At 71.3% G+C, this 14,697-nt stretch carries 12 protein-coding genes and 1 pseudogene; 6 read left to right on the top strand and 7 right to left on the bottom strand.

What is annotated here, in order from left to right; all coding sequences use genetic code 11:
- The first annotated feature begins 2 nt into the window (after nt 1-2).
- On the top strand, nt 3-572 hold the full coding sequence (locus tag FHX80_RS24425; protein ID WP_145766163.1) for a GTP-binding protein: 570 nt from the start codon (nt 3-5) through the stop codon (nt 570-572).
- A gap of 63 nt (nt 573-635) precedes the next feature.
- Nucleotides 636-1,769 carry an FAD-dependent monooxygenase gene (locus FHX80_RS24420; protein WP_145766162.1) on the top strand — a complete coding sequence of 378 codons (1,134 nt, stop codon included), beginning with the start codon at nt 636-638 and terminating at the stop codon, nt 1,767-1,769.
- 228 nt (nt 1,770-1,997) lie between these two features.
- Here the strand turns inward: FHX80_RS24420 and FHX80_RS24410 are convergent, their stop codons facing one another.
- Both FHX80_RS24410 and FHX80_RS24405 read right to left on the bottom strand, forming a co-directional pair.
- The gene (locus FHX80_RS24410) at nt 1,998-2,399 is read right to left on the bottom strand and encodes a RidA family protein (RefSeq protein WP_145766160.1); all 402 of its coding nucleotides are present in this window, start codon (nt 2,397-2,399) and stop codon (nt 1,998-2,000) included.
- Complete coding sequence (locus tag FHX80_RS24405) at nt 2,396-3,523, bottom strand: acyl-CoA dehydrogenase family protein (protein ID WP_145766159.1); 1,128 nt, start codon at nt 3,521-3,523, stop codon at nt 2,396-2,398. The genes FHX80_RS24410 and FHX80_RS24405 overlap by 4 nt, the downstream gene beginning before the upstream one ends.
- Before the next feature lie 216 nt (nt 3,524-3,739).
- On the opposite strand from FHX80_RS24405, the gene FHX80_RS24400 reads away from it, so the two are divergent.
- The 3 genes and pseudogenes from FHX80_RS24400 to FHX80_RS24390 all read left to right on the top strand — a co-directional run.
- Nucleotides 3,740-5,377, top strand: a complete 1,638-nt coding sequence (locus tag FHX80_RS24400) for an AMP-binding protein (RefSeq protein WP_145766158.1) — start codon at nt 3,740-3,742, stop codon at nt 5,375-5,377.
- A gap of 4 nt (nt 5,378-5,381) precedes the next feature.
- Nucleotides 5,382-6,197 carry a PaaX family transcriptional regulator gene (locus FHX80_RS24395; RefSeq protein WP_145766157.1) on the top strand — a complete coding sequence of 272 codons (816 nt, stop codon included), beginning with the start codon at nt 5,382-5,384 and terminating at the stop codon, nt 6,195-6,197.
- Between the two features lie 116 nt (nt 6,198-6,313).
- Nucleotides 6,314-6,727, top strand: a pseudogene (locus tag FHX80_RS24390) (GNAT family N-acetyltransferase); the annotation flags it as partial.
- Here the strand turns inward: FHX80_RS24390 and FHX80_RS24385 are convergent.
- Entirely contained in the window at nt 6,714-9,083 is a 2,370-nt protein-coding gene (locus FHX80_RS24385) for a bifunctional salicylyl-CoA 5-hydroxylase/oxidoreductase (RefSeq protein ID WP_145766155.1), read from the bottom strand. The pseudogene FHX80_RS24390 and the gene FHX80_RS24385 overlap by 14 nt on opposite strands.
- Nucleotides 9,084-9,087: 4 nt before the next feature.
- On the bottom strand, nt 9,088-9,915 hold the full coding sequence (locus FHX80_RS24380) for an enoyl-CoA hydratase family protein (RefSeq protein ID WP_145766154.1): 828 nt from the start codon (nt 9,913-9,915) through the stop codon (nt 9,088-9,090).
- A gap of 248 nt (nt 9,916-10,163) precedes the next feature.
- Here FHX80_RS24380 and FHX80_RS24375 point away from each other — a divergent pair, with 248 nt between their 5' ends.
- Nucleotides 10,164-10,613 carry an ATP-binding protein gene (locus tag FHX80_RS24375; protein ID WP_145766153.1) on the top strand — a complete coding sequence of 150 codons (450 nt, stop codon included), beginning with the start codon at nt 10,164-10,166 and terminating at the stop codon, nt 10,611-10,613.
- A 30-nt stretch (nt 10,614-10,643) separates the two neighbouring features.
- On the opposite strand, the gene FHX80_RS24370 is transcribed toward FHX80_RS24375, so the two are convergent.
- From FHX80_RS24370 to FHX80_RS24360, 3 genes are all read right to left on the bottom strand, one after another.
- The gene (locus FHX80_RS24370) at nt 10,644-12,071 is read right to left on the bottom strand and encodes an amino acid permease (protein ID WP_145766152.1); all 1,428 of its coding nucleotides are present in this window, start codon (nt 12,069-12,071) and stop codon (nt 10,644-10,646) included.
- A gap of 228 nt (nt 12,072-12,299) precedes the next feature.
- On the bottom strand, nt 12,300-13,304 hold the full coding sequence (gene argF / locus FHX80_RS24365) for an ornithine carbamoyltransferase (protein ID WP_145766151.1): 1,005 nt from the start codon (nt 13,302-13,304) through the stop codon (nt 12,300-12,302).
- Between the two features lie 112 nt (nt 13,305-13,416).
- Entirely contained in the window at nt 13,417-14,649 is a 1,233-nt protein-coding gene (locus FHX80_RS24360) for an arginine deiminase (protein WP_145766150.1), read from the bottom strand.
- Between the last annotated feature and the right edge of the window lie 48 nt (nt 14,650-14,697).

Here is a 14,697-nt window from a genome sequence, read left to right as displayed (position 1 = left end):
AAATGACAAGCAGTCAGGCGGCCCCCGCCGCCGTCAAGATCCTTATCGCCGGTGGCTTCGGCGTCGGCAAGACCACCCTGGTGGGCGCCGTCAGCGAGGTCGCGCCCCTGCGCACCGAGGAGTTCCTGACCAAGGCCAGCATCGGCGTCGACGACCTGGCCGGTGTCGGCCACAAGGACACGACCACCGTGGCGCTGGACTTCGGCCGGATCACGGTCAGTCCCGAGCTGGTCGTCTACCTCTTCGGCACACCGGGCCAGGAGCGTTTCTGGTTCATGTGGAACGACCTGGTCAACGGCGCACTCGGTGGCGTCGTGATCGCCGACACCCGGCGGCTGGAGACCAGTTTCGCCTCGATCGACTTCTTCGAGAGCCGGGACATCCCGTTCGTGGTGGCGATCAACTGCTTCCACGGCCACAACACCCGTACGGCGGACGAGGTCAGGGCGGCGCTCGACCTCGACCCCCATGTCCCCCTGCTGGTCGGTGATGTGCGCGACCGGCCGTTCGGCCGGGACGTGCTGCTGGCCCTGGTGGAGCACCTGATGAGCCTGCCCGTCGCGGCCGGCTGACGCATCCTCCCCGTACGAATTCCCTTAAGCCTTCCCGCTGTTCCCTCTCTGGAGAGATCCGATATGGCAACACCCCTGCGCGTCCTGATCCACGGCGGCGGCATCGGCGGGCTGACGCTCGCCACCGCCCTGGCCCGGCGCGGCCACACCGTCGAGGTCGCCGAGCTCCGTGACGAGCTCGACGCCCTCGGCGTCGGCATCATCCAGCCGTCCAACGCTCTCCACGTCATGCGGGAGATCGGGGTGCTCGACGACTGCCTCAAGGCGGGCTTCGAGTGGGAGGTCCTGACCATCGCGGACCCGGCAGGGAACACCCTGGCAGCGATTCCGCAGCCCCGGATGGGCGACGCGCCCTCCAACAACGGCATACCCCGCCCTGCACTGGCCCAGGTGCTCGGCGCCGCCGCCACGGCGGCCGGGGCCACGATCCGCTTCGGCGCCACCATCGCCGAACTCGCGGACGACGGCGAGGGCGTGGACGTCACCCTGTCCGACGGCTCCGCCGGCCGCTGGGACCTGGTCGTCGGTTTCGACGGCATCGGCTCCCCGCTGCGCACCCGGCTGTACGGCGATCGCTACGCCCCCCAGTACACCGGCTTCGCCAACTGGCGCGTCAGCATGCCCCGTCAGGAGCAGGTGCGGGGTGTCGTGATGAGCACCGCGGGCCAGGACGCCAAGGCGCTGCTCACCCCGATCACCGACGAACTGATGTACCTGGGCTCGGTGTTCGCCGAGGCCGAAGACTTCCGGCCCGATCCGGAGAAGGCCCATGAGCAGCTCAAGGAGCGGCTGCCGATGTTCTCCGGTCCGGTCGCCGAGGCACTCGCCACGGTCACCGGACCCGAGGACATCGTGTATTCGCGGATCTCCCAGGTGACCGTCGAGGAGCCGTGGCACGTCGGCCGGGTCGTCCTGGCCGGTGACGCCGCGCACGCGAGCACCCCGCACATCGCTCAAGGTGCGGCGATGGCCGTGGAGGACGCGCTGGTGCTCGCCGAGTCGCTGGACGCCGAGCCGGACGTCGCGACCGCGCTCGACGTCTGGGAGAACCGCCGCCGTCCTCGCGCCATGTGGGTGCAGGCCATGTCGCGTGCCGTGCTCAAGCAGGAGACGGGTGGGGAGACCACGCCCGAGGAGGACGAGCTGCTCAAGGTCGGCATTCCGGGCGCGGCGCACGTGCTGGTGCAGCCGTACTGACCCGACGGGCGGCCGCCGGTCCCACCTCCAACACAGTTGCGGCCGCACCGCATTGATCCGACACGACGAACACCCAGAATGTCCTGAACGCCTCGGACGGGCCCTGATTCCCGGGTCGGTCCGAGGCGTTCGTGGTGTCCGGTCCGCGCGGGGCGTTCGTGGTGTCCGGTCCGCGCGGGGCGTTCGTGGTGTCCGGTCCGCGCGGGGCGTTCGTGGTGTCCGGCTCGTTCAGGGCAGCACCGCCACCCCGTCGATCTCGACGAGTGCCTGCTCGTCCCAGAGCCGCGCGGCGCCGATCACTGCCATCGCGGGGTAGTCGCGGCCCGCCAACCGCCGCCAGATCCGGCCCAGTTCGGCGGCGTTCGCCCGGTAGTCGGCCACATCGGTGGCGTAGACCGTGACCCGGGCCAGGTCCGCCGGGGCGCCGCCCGCCGCGCGCAGGGCGGTGAGCAGGTTGGTGAGGGCGGTGGCGAACTGCTCGGGCAGGGTGCTCCCGATGATGTCGCCCCGCTGGTCGAGGGCGGTCTGCCCGGCCAGGAAGACCAGTTGGCTCCCGGTGGCGGTGACCGCGTGCGAGAAACCCGCGGGCGGCGAGAGTTCGGCGGGGTTGATCCGGTGGATCGGGCTCATGCGGACGGCTCCCGGTTCGCGTACAGCTCCTTGGCGATGATGGTGCGCTGCACCTCGCTGGCGCCCTCGTAGATCCGCGGGGCGCGGACCTCCCGGTAGAGGTGTTCGAGCAGATGGCCGCGGCGCAGGGCGCGGGCCCCGTGCAGTTGGACGGCCGTGTCCACGACGTACTGCGCGGTCTCGGTCGCGAACAGTTTCGCCATGGCGGCCCGGCGCGGCACGCCCGGCTCTCCCGCGTCGTACGCGGCGGCGGCCGCGTACACCAGCAGCCGGGCGGCCTCGGTGCGGGTGGCCATCTCGGCGACCTGATGGGCGACGGCCTGCAGTTCCCTGAGCGGGCCGCCGAACGCGGTGCGCTCCTCGGTGTGTACGACGGTGGCGTCGAGCGCGGCGCGGGCCATGCCGACGGCGAAGGCGCCGACGCTGGGCCGGAACAGGTTGAGGGTGTTCATGGCGACCCGGAAGCCCCGGTCCGGTTCGCCGAGCACGTCGTCGTGGGTGACCGGCACACCGTCGAAGGCGAGGGCGCCGATGGGGTGCGGCGAGAGCATGTCGAGGGAGCTGCCGGTCAGCCCGGGCCGGTCGGCGGGGACCAGGAACGCGGTGACGCCGCGGGCCCCGGCGCCGTGCGTCGTGCGGGCGAAGACGGTGTAGAAGTCGGCCTCTGGGGCGTTCGAGATCCAGCACTTCTCGCCGGTCAGCCGCCAGCCGTCCGGGGTGTGCGCGGCGTCGAGCGCGAGGGCCGCCGCGTCCGACCCCGCCCCCGGCTCGCTGAGCGCGAAGGCGGCGACGGCACGGCCCGCGCGGACCTCGGGAAGCCAGCGCTCGCGGTGGGCGGGAGTACCCGCCTGGATCACGGGGTAAGTACCGAGCCCCTGGAGCGCCAGGGCGGTCTCGGCCTCCGTGCAGCCCCGGGCGAGGGATTCGCGCAGCAGGCAGAGATCGAGGGCGCCGGAGTCCAGCAGCCGTTCCAGCAGGCCGAGTTCACCGAGGGCGGCGACCAGCGGCCGGTTGACGTGACCGGGCTCACCCTTCTCCGCGAGCGGGCGCAGGCGCTGCTCGGCCAGGGTGCGCAGCTCCTCGCACCAGGCGGTCTGGGACGGATCGAGCGCGAATGCCGTCATACCGGCGCCTCTCTTGTCGGGGTCCCGTCGGAAGCACTACGCATGCCGTTCTGTCACGAGCCCTGTGCAGGCCTTCTGGCGAGAGCTCTGTGCATGCCCTCTGTCGCGCCTTGCCTCGGACTGTCGCGCCTTGCCTCGGCATTCCGTTTTATCGCGGACCGTTGACTACCGTCACCCAAACGATACGCTCCAGAGGCGACAAGGGGGCGATCCGTCATGGACCCGAAGACCTCAGCGCACATCGACAGCTTTGCCCGGGAGCATCTGCCACCCGCCGACCAGTGGCCGGAACTGGTCTTCGACCTGCCGGAGCTGCACTATCCGGACCGGCTGAACTGCGCCGTCGAGCTCCTGGACCGTACGGCGGACCGCTTGGGGCCCGACCGCCCCGCCTTCCGCACACCGGACGGCAAGGTGATCGGCTACGGGGAGCTGCGGGACCGGGTCGACCGGATCGCGCATGTCCTCACCTCGGACCTGGGGGTCGTTCCCGGCAACCGCGTGCTGCTGCGCGGCCCCACCACGCCCCATCTCGCCGCCTGCTGGCTGGCGGTGCTGAAGGCCGGTGCGATCGCCGTCACCGTACTGGCGCAGCAGCGGGCCGCCGAACTCGCCACGATCTGCTCGATCGCCCGGGTCAGCCACGCGTTGTGCGACGTCCGCTCGGTCGACGACCTGGCGAAGGCTCAGGTGCCGGGGCTGCGGATCACCGCGTACGGTGGCGACGCCCCGGACGACCTGCTCCGGCTGGCCGCCGCCAGACCGGGCCCCTACCCGGCCGTGGACACCGCGTCGGACGATGTCGCGCTGATCGCGTTCACCTCGGGGACCACCGGCCGCCCCAAGGGCTGCATGCACCTGCACCGCGATGTCCTGGCCATAGCCGACACCTTCTCGCGGCACGTCCTGCGGCCGGTCCCCGACGACGTGTTCGCCGGCAGCCCGCCGCTCGGCTTCACTTTCGGGCTCGGCGGACTGGTGATCTTCCCGCTGCGGGCCGGCGCCTCGGCGCTGCTGCTGGAACAGGCCGGCCCCCGACAGCTGCTGCCGGCCCTCGCCGCCCACCACGTCTCGGTGCTGTTCACTGCGCCCACGGCCTACCGGGTGATGCTCGACCAGCTCGACACGTACGACCTCTCCACGCTGCGCCGCTGCGTATCGGCGGGTGAGAACCTGCCCGCCGCCACCTGGCGGTCCTGGTACGAGCGGACCGGTCTGCGCATCATCAACGGCATCGGCGCCACCGAACTGCTGCACATCTTCGTCTCCGCGGCCGACGACGCGATCCGCCCCGGCACCACCGGCGTCCCGGTGCCCGGCTGGCAGGCCCGGGTGGTGGACCGGGACGGTACGGCGGTGCCGGACGGAGAGCCGGGGCTGCTGGCCGTACGCGGACCGGTCGGCTGCCGCTACCTGGCCGACGAACGGCAGCGGCAGTACGTACGGCACGGCTGGAACCTCACCGGCGACACGTACGTGCGCGACGCGGACGGCTACTTCCGCTATGTGGCCCGTGCCGACGACATGATCATCTCCTCCGGGTACAACATCGCGGGCCCGGAGGTCGAGGAGGCCCTGTTGCGCCACCCGGAGGTGGCGGAGGCCGCGGTGGTGGGCCGCGAGGACGAGCTGCGCGGCCGGATCGTCGCGGCGTACGTGGTCCTGCGGGAGGGCTCCACGCTCCCGGCCGACGCGCTGCGCGCCTTCATGAAGAGGGAACTGGCCCCGCACAAGTGCCCGCGCCTCATCACGTTCCTGCCCGCACTCCCCCGTACCGCGACGGGCAAACTGCAACGCTTCCGGCTTCGTGGAGACACACCTGGTGCCGACCAGGGCCCGCCGGCCCGAGAATGATCACATGGCCGAAACGCACGCGCCCCGCTCGCTGATCGTCACCCTCTACGGTGCCTACGGCCGGACCCCCGGCAACGCCCCGCTCCCGGTCGCCGAACTCGTCCGGCTGCTCGGTGCCGTCGGCGTGGAGGCCCCGGCCGTACGGTCCTCCGTCTCCCGGCTGAAGCGGCGCGGGCTGCTCGTCGCGGCCCGAACGGCGGGCGGGGCCGCCGGGTACGCGCTCTCCGCCGACGCCCGCCAGCTGCTCGACGACGGCGACCGGCGAATCTACCGGCATCCGGCGCCCCGGCTCGACGACGGCTGGGTGCTCGCGGTGTTCTCCGTACCGGAGGCCGAGCGCCACAAGCGGCACCTGCTGCGCTCGCGGCTGGCCCGGCTGGGCTTCGGCACGGCCGCCCCCGGCGTCTGGATCGCGCCCGCCGGACTGTACGACGAGACCCGGCACACCCTGGAGCGCCTCGAACTCGCACCGTACGTGGACCTGTTCCGCGGTGACCATCTGGGTTTCGCCGCCACCGAGGAGTCGGTGGCGCGCTGGTGGGACCTGGACGCCGTCGCCCGGCTGCACCACGATTTCCTGGAGCGCCACGAACCGGTGCTGCGGGCCTGGGAATCGCGGGGGGACGCGGCAGCCGATCCGGAACGCGCCTACCGGGACTACCTGACGGCACTGGACTCCTGGCGCCAGGTACCGTACGCGGACCCGGGGCTGCCGCACGAGCTGCTGCCCGCCCAATGGCCCGGCGGCAGGTCGGCGGAGGTGTTCGGTCAGCTGCACGAGCGGCTGCGGGACGCGGGGGCGGAGTTCGTGCGCGCGTAAAACCCGTGCGCCGTGCGCGCGTAGGGTCTGCGCGCCGTGCATGCGGAGAGCCTGCGCGCCGTGCGCGAACGTAAAGCCCGTGCGTCCTGGGTGCCGCGCCCGAGAGTATGCGGGGCCGGGAGCTGCTGCTGCGCTGGTTCCACGCGTTCGCGGCCGACATCGGTCAGCCGGCCGGGCACCCCGAGCGGGCGGTGGAGGAGCGGACGGCCGAGGGCCGGTTGACGCTCTGGGAGGACGGCGGCGTCCCCGTGTCGATGGCGGGCGTCTCACCACGGATCGCCGGCACGGTGCGGGTCGCACCGGTCTACACGCCACCGGAACACCGCGGCCGGGGGTACGCGGCGGCGGTGACCGCGGAGCTGAGCCGCGCGGCCCGGGAGGCGGGGGCGGACGAGGTGCTGCTCTTCGCCGACCTGGCGAACCCGACCAGTAACGGCGTGTACGTGCGCATCGGCTATCGGGCGGTCTCCGACAGACTGCTGATCAGCGCGGAGGGGGCGGCACGCCCGCGACCGCTCAGCCCAGGGTGAGCCGTGGTTTCGGTGCGTCGGTGCGGCCGGCCGGCGGGGTGCGGCTGCCCGCGCGGTACGGGAGCGGCCAGGGCGCGCCCTGACCCGGGTAGCCCTGCTCGGCCGCCGCGTGCAGCGTCCAGTGCGGGTCGTACAGGTGCGGGCGGGCCAGTGCGCAGAGGTCGGCGCGGCCTGCCAGCAGCAGGGAGTTGACGTCGTCCCAGGAGGAGATGGCGCCCACCGCGATGACGGGCACGCACAGGGTGTTGCGGATCCTGTCCGCGTACGGGGTCTGGTAGGAGCGCCCGTACTCGGGCCGCTCAACGGGGACGACCTGCCCGGTGGAGACATCGATGGCGTCGGCGCCGTGCGCGACGAACGCGCGGGCGATCTCGACGGCTTCCTCGGCCGTCGTGCCGCCCCGCGCCCAGTCGGTGGCGGAGATCCGGACGGTCATCGGCCGGTCGTCGGGCCACCGTTCGCGGACCGCGTCGAAGACTTCGAGGGGGAAGCGGAGCCGGTTCTCCAGCGATCCGCCGTACCTGTCGGTGCGGTGGTTGGTGAGCGGGGAGAGGAAGCCGGAGAGCAGATAACCGTGGGCGCAGTGAAGTTCGAGAAGGTCGAATCCACAGGTGTCGGCGCGGTGGGCGGCATCCGCGAACTGCTCGCGCACGGCGTCGAGCCCGGCCCGGTCCAGGGTATGCGGGACCTGGTTGACGCCTTGCGCATATGGGATCGGGGAGGCTGCGACGAGTGGCCAGTTGCCCTCGTCGAGCGGCTGGTCGATGCCGTCCCACATGAGCTTGGTGGAGCCCTTGCGGCCGGAGTGGCCGAGCTGGACGCCGATGGCGGTGCCGGGCGATCCGGTGTGCACGAAGTCGGTGATCCGGGTCCAGGCGGTGGCCTGTGCGGAGGTGTAGAGGCCGGTGCAGCCGGGGGTGATGCGGCCCTCGGGACTCACGCAGACCATTTCCGTCATGACGAGCCCGGCGCCGCCGAGCGCCCTGGCCCCCAGGTGGACGAGGTGGAAGTCGCCGGGGACACCGTCGGTGGCCGAGTACATGTCCATGGGCGACACGACGACACGGTTGCGCAGCTCCAGGCCGCGCAGCCGCAGCGGGGTGAACATCGGCGGGGTGCCGGGCGGGCAGCCGAACTCCTCCTCGACGGCCGCGGCGAACCCGGCGTCGCGCAGCCGCAGATTGTCGTGGGTGACGCGGCGGCTGCGGGTGAGGAGGTTGAACGCGAACTGGCGGGGCGGCTGGTCGACGTACGTGCCCAGCTCCTCGAACCAGCGCAGGCTGGCCGCCGCGGCGCGCTGGGTCGATTCGACGACGGGGCGGCGCTCGCTCTCGTACGCGGCGAGGGCCTCGGGCAGGGAGGGCTGCTCCTCGATGCAGGCGGCGAGCGCGAGGGCGTCCTCGACGGCGAGTTTGGTGCCGGAGCCGATGGAGAAGTGCGCGGTGTGGGCGGCGTCGCCGATGAGGACCGTGTTGCCGTGCGACCAGTGGGCGTTGACGACGGTGCTGAAGGTGAGCCAGGAGGAGTTGTTGGAGCGCAGCGGCCGGCCGCCGAGTGCGGCGGCGAAGATCCTGGCGCAGTGCCGGGTCGACTCCGCCGGGTCGCAGGTGTCGAATCCGGCCGCATGCCAGACCTCTTCGCGCATCTCCACGATGACGGTCGAGGCGCCGAGTTCGTTCGGCGGTCCGGCCTGCCCCGTCGAGGGGTGGTGGCCGGGTGACGGGCGGGAGAACGGATAGCCGTGCAGCTGCATCACGCCGTACGGGGTCTCGGCGGTCTCGAAGCGGAAGGCGTCCAGGGCGAAGTCGGCGGCGAGCCAGATGTAGCGGCAGCGGTGGGTGGTGAGGCGGGGGCCGAAGCTGTCGGCGTGGGCGGTGCGGGTGAGGCTGTGCACACCGTCCGCGGCGATCACCAGGTCGTACGAGGCGGCGAGTTCTGCGGCGGGCGGGGCCTCGGTGCGGAAGCGGAGCCGGACCCCGAGTGACGCGCAGCGCTCGTGGAGGATCTCCAGGAGGCGGCGGCGGCCCAGCGCGGCGAAGCCGTGACCGCCGGAGGTCTGGGTGTGGCCCCGGTGGACGATGTCTATGTCGTCCCACCGGACGAACTCCTTCTGGAGCGCGCGGTGGACGGTGGGGTCGGCGTGCTCGATGCCGCCGAGGGTCTCGTCGGAAAGGACGACGCCGAAGCCGAAGGTGTCGTCGGGGGCGTTGCGCTCCCAGAGGGTGATCTCGCGTTCCGGGCCCAGCCTCTTGAGCAGGGCCGCGGCGTAGAGCCCGCCGGGGCCGCCGCCGATGACGGCGATGCGGTGCGGGCCGGTGGACGGGAGGTCGGGGCGCGGGGCCGCGGGCGCTGCCATCGCGCTACCGGCCTTGCCACTTCGGCGGCCGCTTCTCGGTGAAAGCGGCGTGGAACTCGGCGTAGTCCTCGCCGTGCATCAGGAGGGCCTGGGTCGCGGCGTCCATCTCCACGGCCGCGGCCAGCGGCATGTCGAGTTCGGCGGTGAGCAGCGCCTTGGTCTGGGCGAGGGCGAGCGCGGGGCCGTCCGCGAGACGGCGGGCCAGCTCCGCGGCCCGTTCGTCGGCGCGGCCCTCCTCGGCCGGCACGCTGATCAGTCCGATGCGTTCGGCCTCGGGTGCGCGGACGGGTTCGCCGAGCATCAGCAGCCTGGTGGCATGGCCGAGGCCGACCACCCGGGGCAGCAGATAGGCGGCGCCCATGTCGCCGCCGGAGAGCCCGACCCGGGTGAAAAGGAAGGCGAACCGGGCCGTGGGGTCGGCGACCCGGAAGTCGGCGGCCAGTGCGAGGACGGCTCCCGCTCCCGCGGCGACCCCGTGCACGGCCGCGACGACGGGGAACGGGCATTCGCGCAGGGCCCGTACGACCTGACCGGTCATCCGGTTGAAGTCCAGCAGTTGAGCGGTGTCCATCGCGAGGGTGGCGCCGATGATCTCGTCCACGTCGCCGCCGGAGCAGAAGCCGCGCCCCTCACCGGCCAGCACCAGGGCCCGCACGGAGCGCTCCCTGGACAGTTCGGCCAGCAGATCGCGCAGATCGGCGTAGGCGCCGAAGGTCAGCGCATTGAGTTTCTCGGGGCGGGCGAGGGTGACGGTGGCGACACCGTCGCGCGTCGTGACCCGGAGATGGCGCCAGTTCTCCGTGTGCGGTGCGGAGCTGGGAAACGGACTCATGGAGGGTGATCCCCTTCAGCCGTCGGGCTGCTACCTGCACCGAATTTATCACCCGTACGTGACTTCCGTCACGAGGACGCTATAGGCGGTGCATGAGACCGTAGTGACGAACGTCCCCTTCGTACCGGTCGACAGCCTCTTGTCCCGGCCGCAGGGCTTCGTATGGTTGAACCCAGAAGTAGGGCCGCCCCCATTTGCCGGGCGGTCCGATGCCGTGAGCGTCTCGATCTCCGAACGGAAACACCGCTGTGCCGTCCGATGTCCCCGCTCCCGCCTCCTGGCGGGTCGCGCTGCCGCACTCAGCCGCGGCCGTGCCGATCGCGCGCGCCCTGATCCGTACGTCGCTGGCGGACATCGATGCCCCGGCCGACCGCGACACCGCCGAACTCCTCACCGCCGAACTGGTCGCCAACGCGGTGGAGCACACCCTCGGCAACGAGCCCATCGAGCTGGTGGTGGAGCTGCTGCCGACCGGCTGCCAGGTGGAGGTGCACGACCGCGATCCCGCCCCGCCGGGCGATCTCTCCCGTCCCGGTCCGGGCAGCGAGCCGGACCCCTGGCAGGAGCACGGCCGGGGGCTGCTGCTGATCCGTACCCTCAGCTCCTCCTGTGGTCACCGCACGACGGAACAGGGCAAGGCGGTGTGGTTCACCCTGCCGTCCGCCGCCGTGCCGGCACCCTCCCTGCCCGTGGACTGACGGGCGGGCGCCCGGCGGGGCGGCGGGTCGTCAGTCCGCGCTCCGGCCGGCCAGCCGCGAACGGCTCCGGCCGTAGCCGGCGTACACCACCGCACCGACCGCGAGGAACACCGCGAACTGCGTCCAGGTCCTCCAGCCGGTCCCGTACATGAGGTAGACGCAGAAACCGACGCCGAGGACCGGGCCGACGGGGTGGAGCGGGATCCGGAAGAAGCCCGTCACCTCGGGGTTGCGGCGGCGCAGCACGATCACCGCGATATTGACCGCGACCATGGTGGCGAGCGTCCCGATGGTCGTCAGGTGCACCACCACGTCGAGGGACGAGAACGCCGCCGGTACGGCGAAGACGGTGGCCACGATCCAGGTGTTGGCGACCGGTGTCGAGGTGCGCGGCGAGACCCGTTCGAAGACCTGCGGAATCAGGCCGTCGCGCGACATCGACATGAGGATGCGGGTCTGCCCGTACATCACCGCGAGGACGACGGAGGCGATGGCGACGATCGCCCCGAAGGCGATGATCCCGCCGCCGACCGTCGAGTCGGTGACCTGGTTGACGATCAGCGAGAGCGCGGCCGGCTTGTCGGAGACGGCCTCCGGGCCGATGGCGCCGATGGCCGCGAGGGCGACCGCGCAGTAGAGGACCGTGACCAGGCCGATGCAGATCATGATCGCCACCGGGATGTTCCGCCGGGGGTTCTTGACCTCCTCGCCGGCGGTGGTGATGGCGTCGAACCCGATGTACGAGAAGAACGCCAGCGACGCCCCCGCGGTGATGCCGCCCGCGCCATGGGCCGCGAACGGCGTGAGGTTGCCGTGCTCGAAGGCGGTGAAGGCGATGGCGCAGAACATGACCAGGACGGTGATCTTGAGGACTGCCATCGCGGCCGTGGCCCCGGCGCTCTCGCGGATGCCCCGCACCAGCAGGGTGGCGGCCATCATGACCACGATGACGGCGGGCAGGTTGATCACGCCGCCGTCGCCGGGTCCCGCGGAGAGCGCGGCGGGCAGCTGCCACCCGAAGAGGCTGCTGAGCAGCTCGTTCACGTACTGGCTCCAGCCCACCGCCACGGCGGAGACGGACACGCCGTACTCCAGGAGCAGGCACCAGCCGACGAGGAAGGCGACACGTTCGCCGAGGGTGGCGTAGGCGAAGGAGTACGAGCTGCCGGAGACCGGGATCGCGCTGCCCAGCTCGGCGAAGGAGAGCGCGGTGAAGATGCAGGTGATCGCGGCGAGCACGAAGGACAGCACGACGGCGGGGCCGGCCTTGGCGACGCTGTCGGAGAGGCCGACGAAGATGCCCGTGCCGACAACGGCGCCGACCCCGAAGCACACCAGCTGGAAGAGACCCATGGTCCGCTTGAGGCCGTGCCCCTCAAGGTCGGCTCCCGACTCGGCGATCAGCTGGTGGGGGTCCTTGACGCGGTGCGGCGGTCCGGGCAGGCGCAGGGGGCTCACGGGTTGTTCTCATCTCTGATGGCACGTGGGGGGGTGCGTCTCCGACGACACGTGGGGGCGGTGCGTCCGGAGGCGTGGGGGCCGGTGGGGCGGCGAGTCGGTGGGGCGGTGGGGGACACGAAAAATGGGGTTCGAGCGTGCGAGCTCGAACCCCACCAACGGGGACCATAATAGGCACCCGTGCGCATGTTCACCCTATTGAACGCATGAGCATGCGGTTTGTCCGGGTCAGTGCCCGGCCAGCGTCGCCACCAGCACTGCCTTGATCGTGTGCATCCGGTTCTCCGCCTCGTCGAAGACGACCGAGTGGGCCGACTCGAAGACCTCGTCGCTGACCTCCAGCTCGGTCAGGCCGTGCCGGGCATGGATCTCCCGCCCCACCTTGGTGCCGAGGTCGTGGTAGGCCGGGAGGCAGTGCAGGAACTTCACATCGGCGTTCCCGCTGGCCCGCAGGACGTCCATCGTGACGGCATACGGCGCGAGGGCGGCGATGCGCTCGTCCCAGACCTCCTTGGGCTCTCCCATCGAGACCCAGACGTCGGTGGCGACGAAGTCGGCGCCGGCCACGCCCTCGGCGATGTCCTCGGTGAGCGTGACGGTCGCTCCGCTGCCCTCGGCGAGCCTGCGGGCCTCCGCGACGATCCCGTCGGCGGGCCAGTAGGCCTTCGGCGCGACGATCCGCACGTCCATGCCCAGCAGGGCGCCGGTGACCAGGTAGGAGTTGCCCATGTTGAACCGGGCGTCACCGAGGTAGGCGAAGGCGATCCGCTCCAGCGGCTTCGCGCTGTGCTCGGTCATGGTGAGCACGTCGGCGAGCATCTGGGTGGGGTGCCATTCGTCGGAGAGTCCGTTGAACACGGGCACACCCCCGTACGCCGCCAGCTCCTCGATGGCCGCCTGGCTGTCACCCCGGTACTCGATCCCGTCGAACATCCGGCCAAGAACACGCGCGGTGTCCTTCACCGACTCCTTGTGACCCATCTGGGAGCCGGACGGGTCGAGGTACGTGGTGGACGCGCCCTGGTCGGCGGCGGCCACCTCGAACGCGCACCGGGTACGGGTCGAGGTCTTCTCGAAGATCAGCGCGATGTTCCGGCCGCGCAGCCGCTGCACCTCGGCCCCCGTCTTCTTCGCGGCCTTCAGCTCAGCGGCCAGCTCGATCAGGCCGCGGAACTCCTCGGCCGTGAAGTCCAGCTCCTTGATGAAGTGGCGGCCTACGAGGTCTATGGCCATGGTGACTGCTCCTGGGTCGGGCGGGGGGACGCATACGGTATCGCTGGAAGTCTATACGATGCATTGCATCGCTATACAGAACACTCTCCATGCCCCGCCACCCGCACCCCGGCTACACCGGATCGCGGACCACCGGACAGCTCATGCAGCGGGGTCCGCCCCGGCCCCGGCCCAGTTCGCTGCCGCGGATCTCGATGACCTCGATGCCTTCCTTGCGCAGGTGGGTGTTGGTGGTGGCATTGCGTTCGTAGGCGACGACGACGCCCGGTTCGACCGCCAGCACGTTGCAGCCGTCGTCCCACTGCTCGCGCTCGGCGGCGTGCACGTCCTGGGTGGCGGTGAGGACCCGGATCGAATCCAGCCCCAGTGCCTCGGCGATGGCGCGGTGCATGTGCTCGGGCGGATGGTCGGTGACCTTGAGATCACGCGGGCCGTCCCCCGGTTCGATGGTGTACGAGCGCAGCATGCCCAGGCCCGCGTACTTGGTGAAGGTGTCCCCGTCGACCATCGTCATCACCGTGTCGAGGTGCATGAACGCCCGGCTCTTGGGCATGTCGAGCGCCACGATCGTCCGGGCGGACCCGGCGTCGAAGAGTCCGCGGGCCAGCATCTCCACCGCCTGCGGGGTGGTGCGCTCACTCATCCCGATGAGGACGGCGCCCCTGCCGATGACCAGGACATCGCCGCCCTCGATGGTGGACGGGTAGTCGTCCTGGCCCTCCGACCAGTGGTGGAAGGCGCCCGCTTCGGGGCCGGTGAAAAGCGGATGGTGGCGGTAGATCGCCTCGAAGTGGACGGTCTCGCGCTGCCGGGCCGGCCACCGCATGGCGTTGATGGAGACCCCGTCGTATATCCAGGCGGAGGTGTCGCGGGTGAAGAGGTGGTTCGGCAGCGGCCCGAGCAGGAAGTCGTCCAGGTCCATGACGTGGAAACGGACGGAGGTCGGCTCGCGGTGCCGCTCCAGGAACTCTCGTTTGGTCATCCCTCCGACCAGTGCCTCGCAGAGTTCGGCGGCGGACAGCTCCTCGAAGGCGGCCCGCAGATGCTCGGTGGCGAGCGGCCCGTACTCCTTCTCCTCGAAGACCCGGTCCAGCACGAGCCGCCGGGCCACCGGGATCTCCAGCGACTCACGGAGCAGATCCCCGAAGAGGTGCACCTCGACGCCGCGGTCGCGCAGTACGTCCGCGAAGCCGTCGTGCTCCTGGCGGGCCCGGCGCACCCAGAGGACGTCGTCGAAGAGCAGCGCGTCCTTGTTGCTCGGAGTGAGCCGTTTCAGTTCCAGATCGGGGCGGTGCAGGATGACGCGGCGCAGCCGCCCGGCCTCGGAGTCGACATGGAATCCCATGCCCACATCCTCACCGCGCGGAGCGCCGTTCACCCGGCGAATCACCAG

Origin of the sequence: Streptomyces brevispora (assembly GCF_007829885.1) — a bacterium.
Taxonomy (GTDB): domain Bacteria; phylum Actinomycetota; class Actinomycetes; order Streptomycetales; family Streptomycetaceae; genus Streptomyces; species Streptomyces brevispora.
This window is presented reverse-complemented; position numbering and strand designations above follow the sequence as displayed.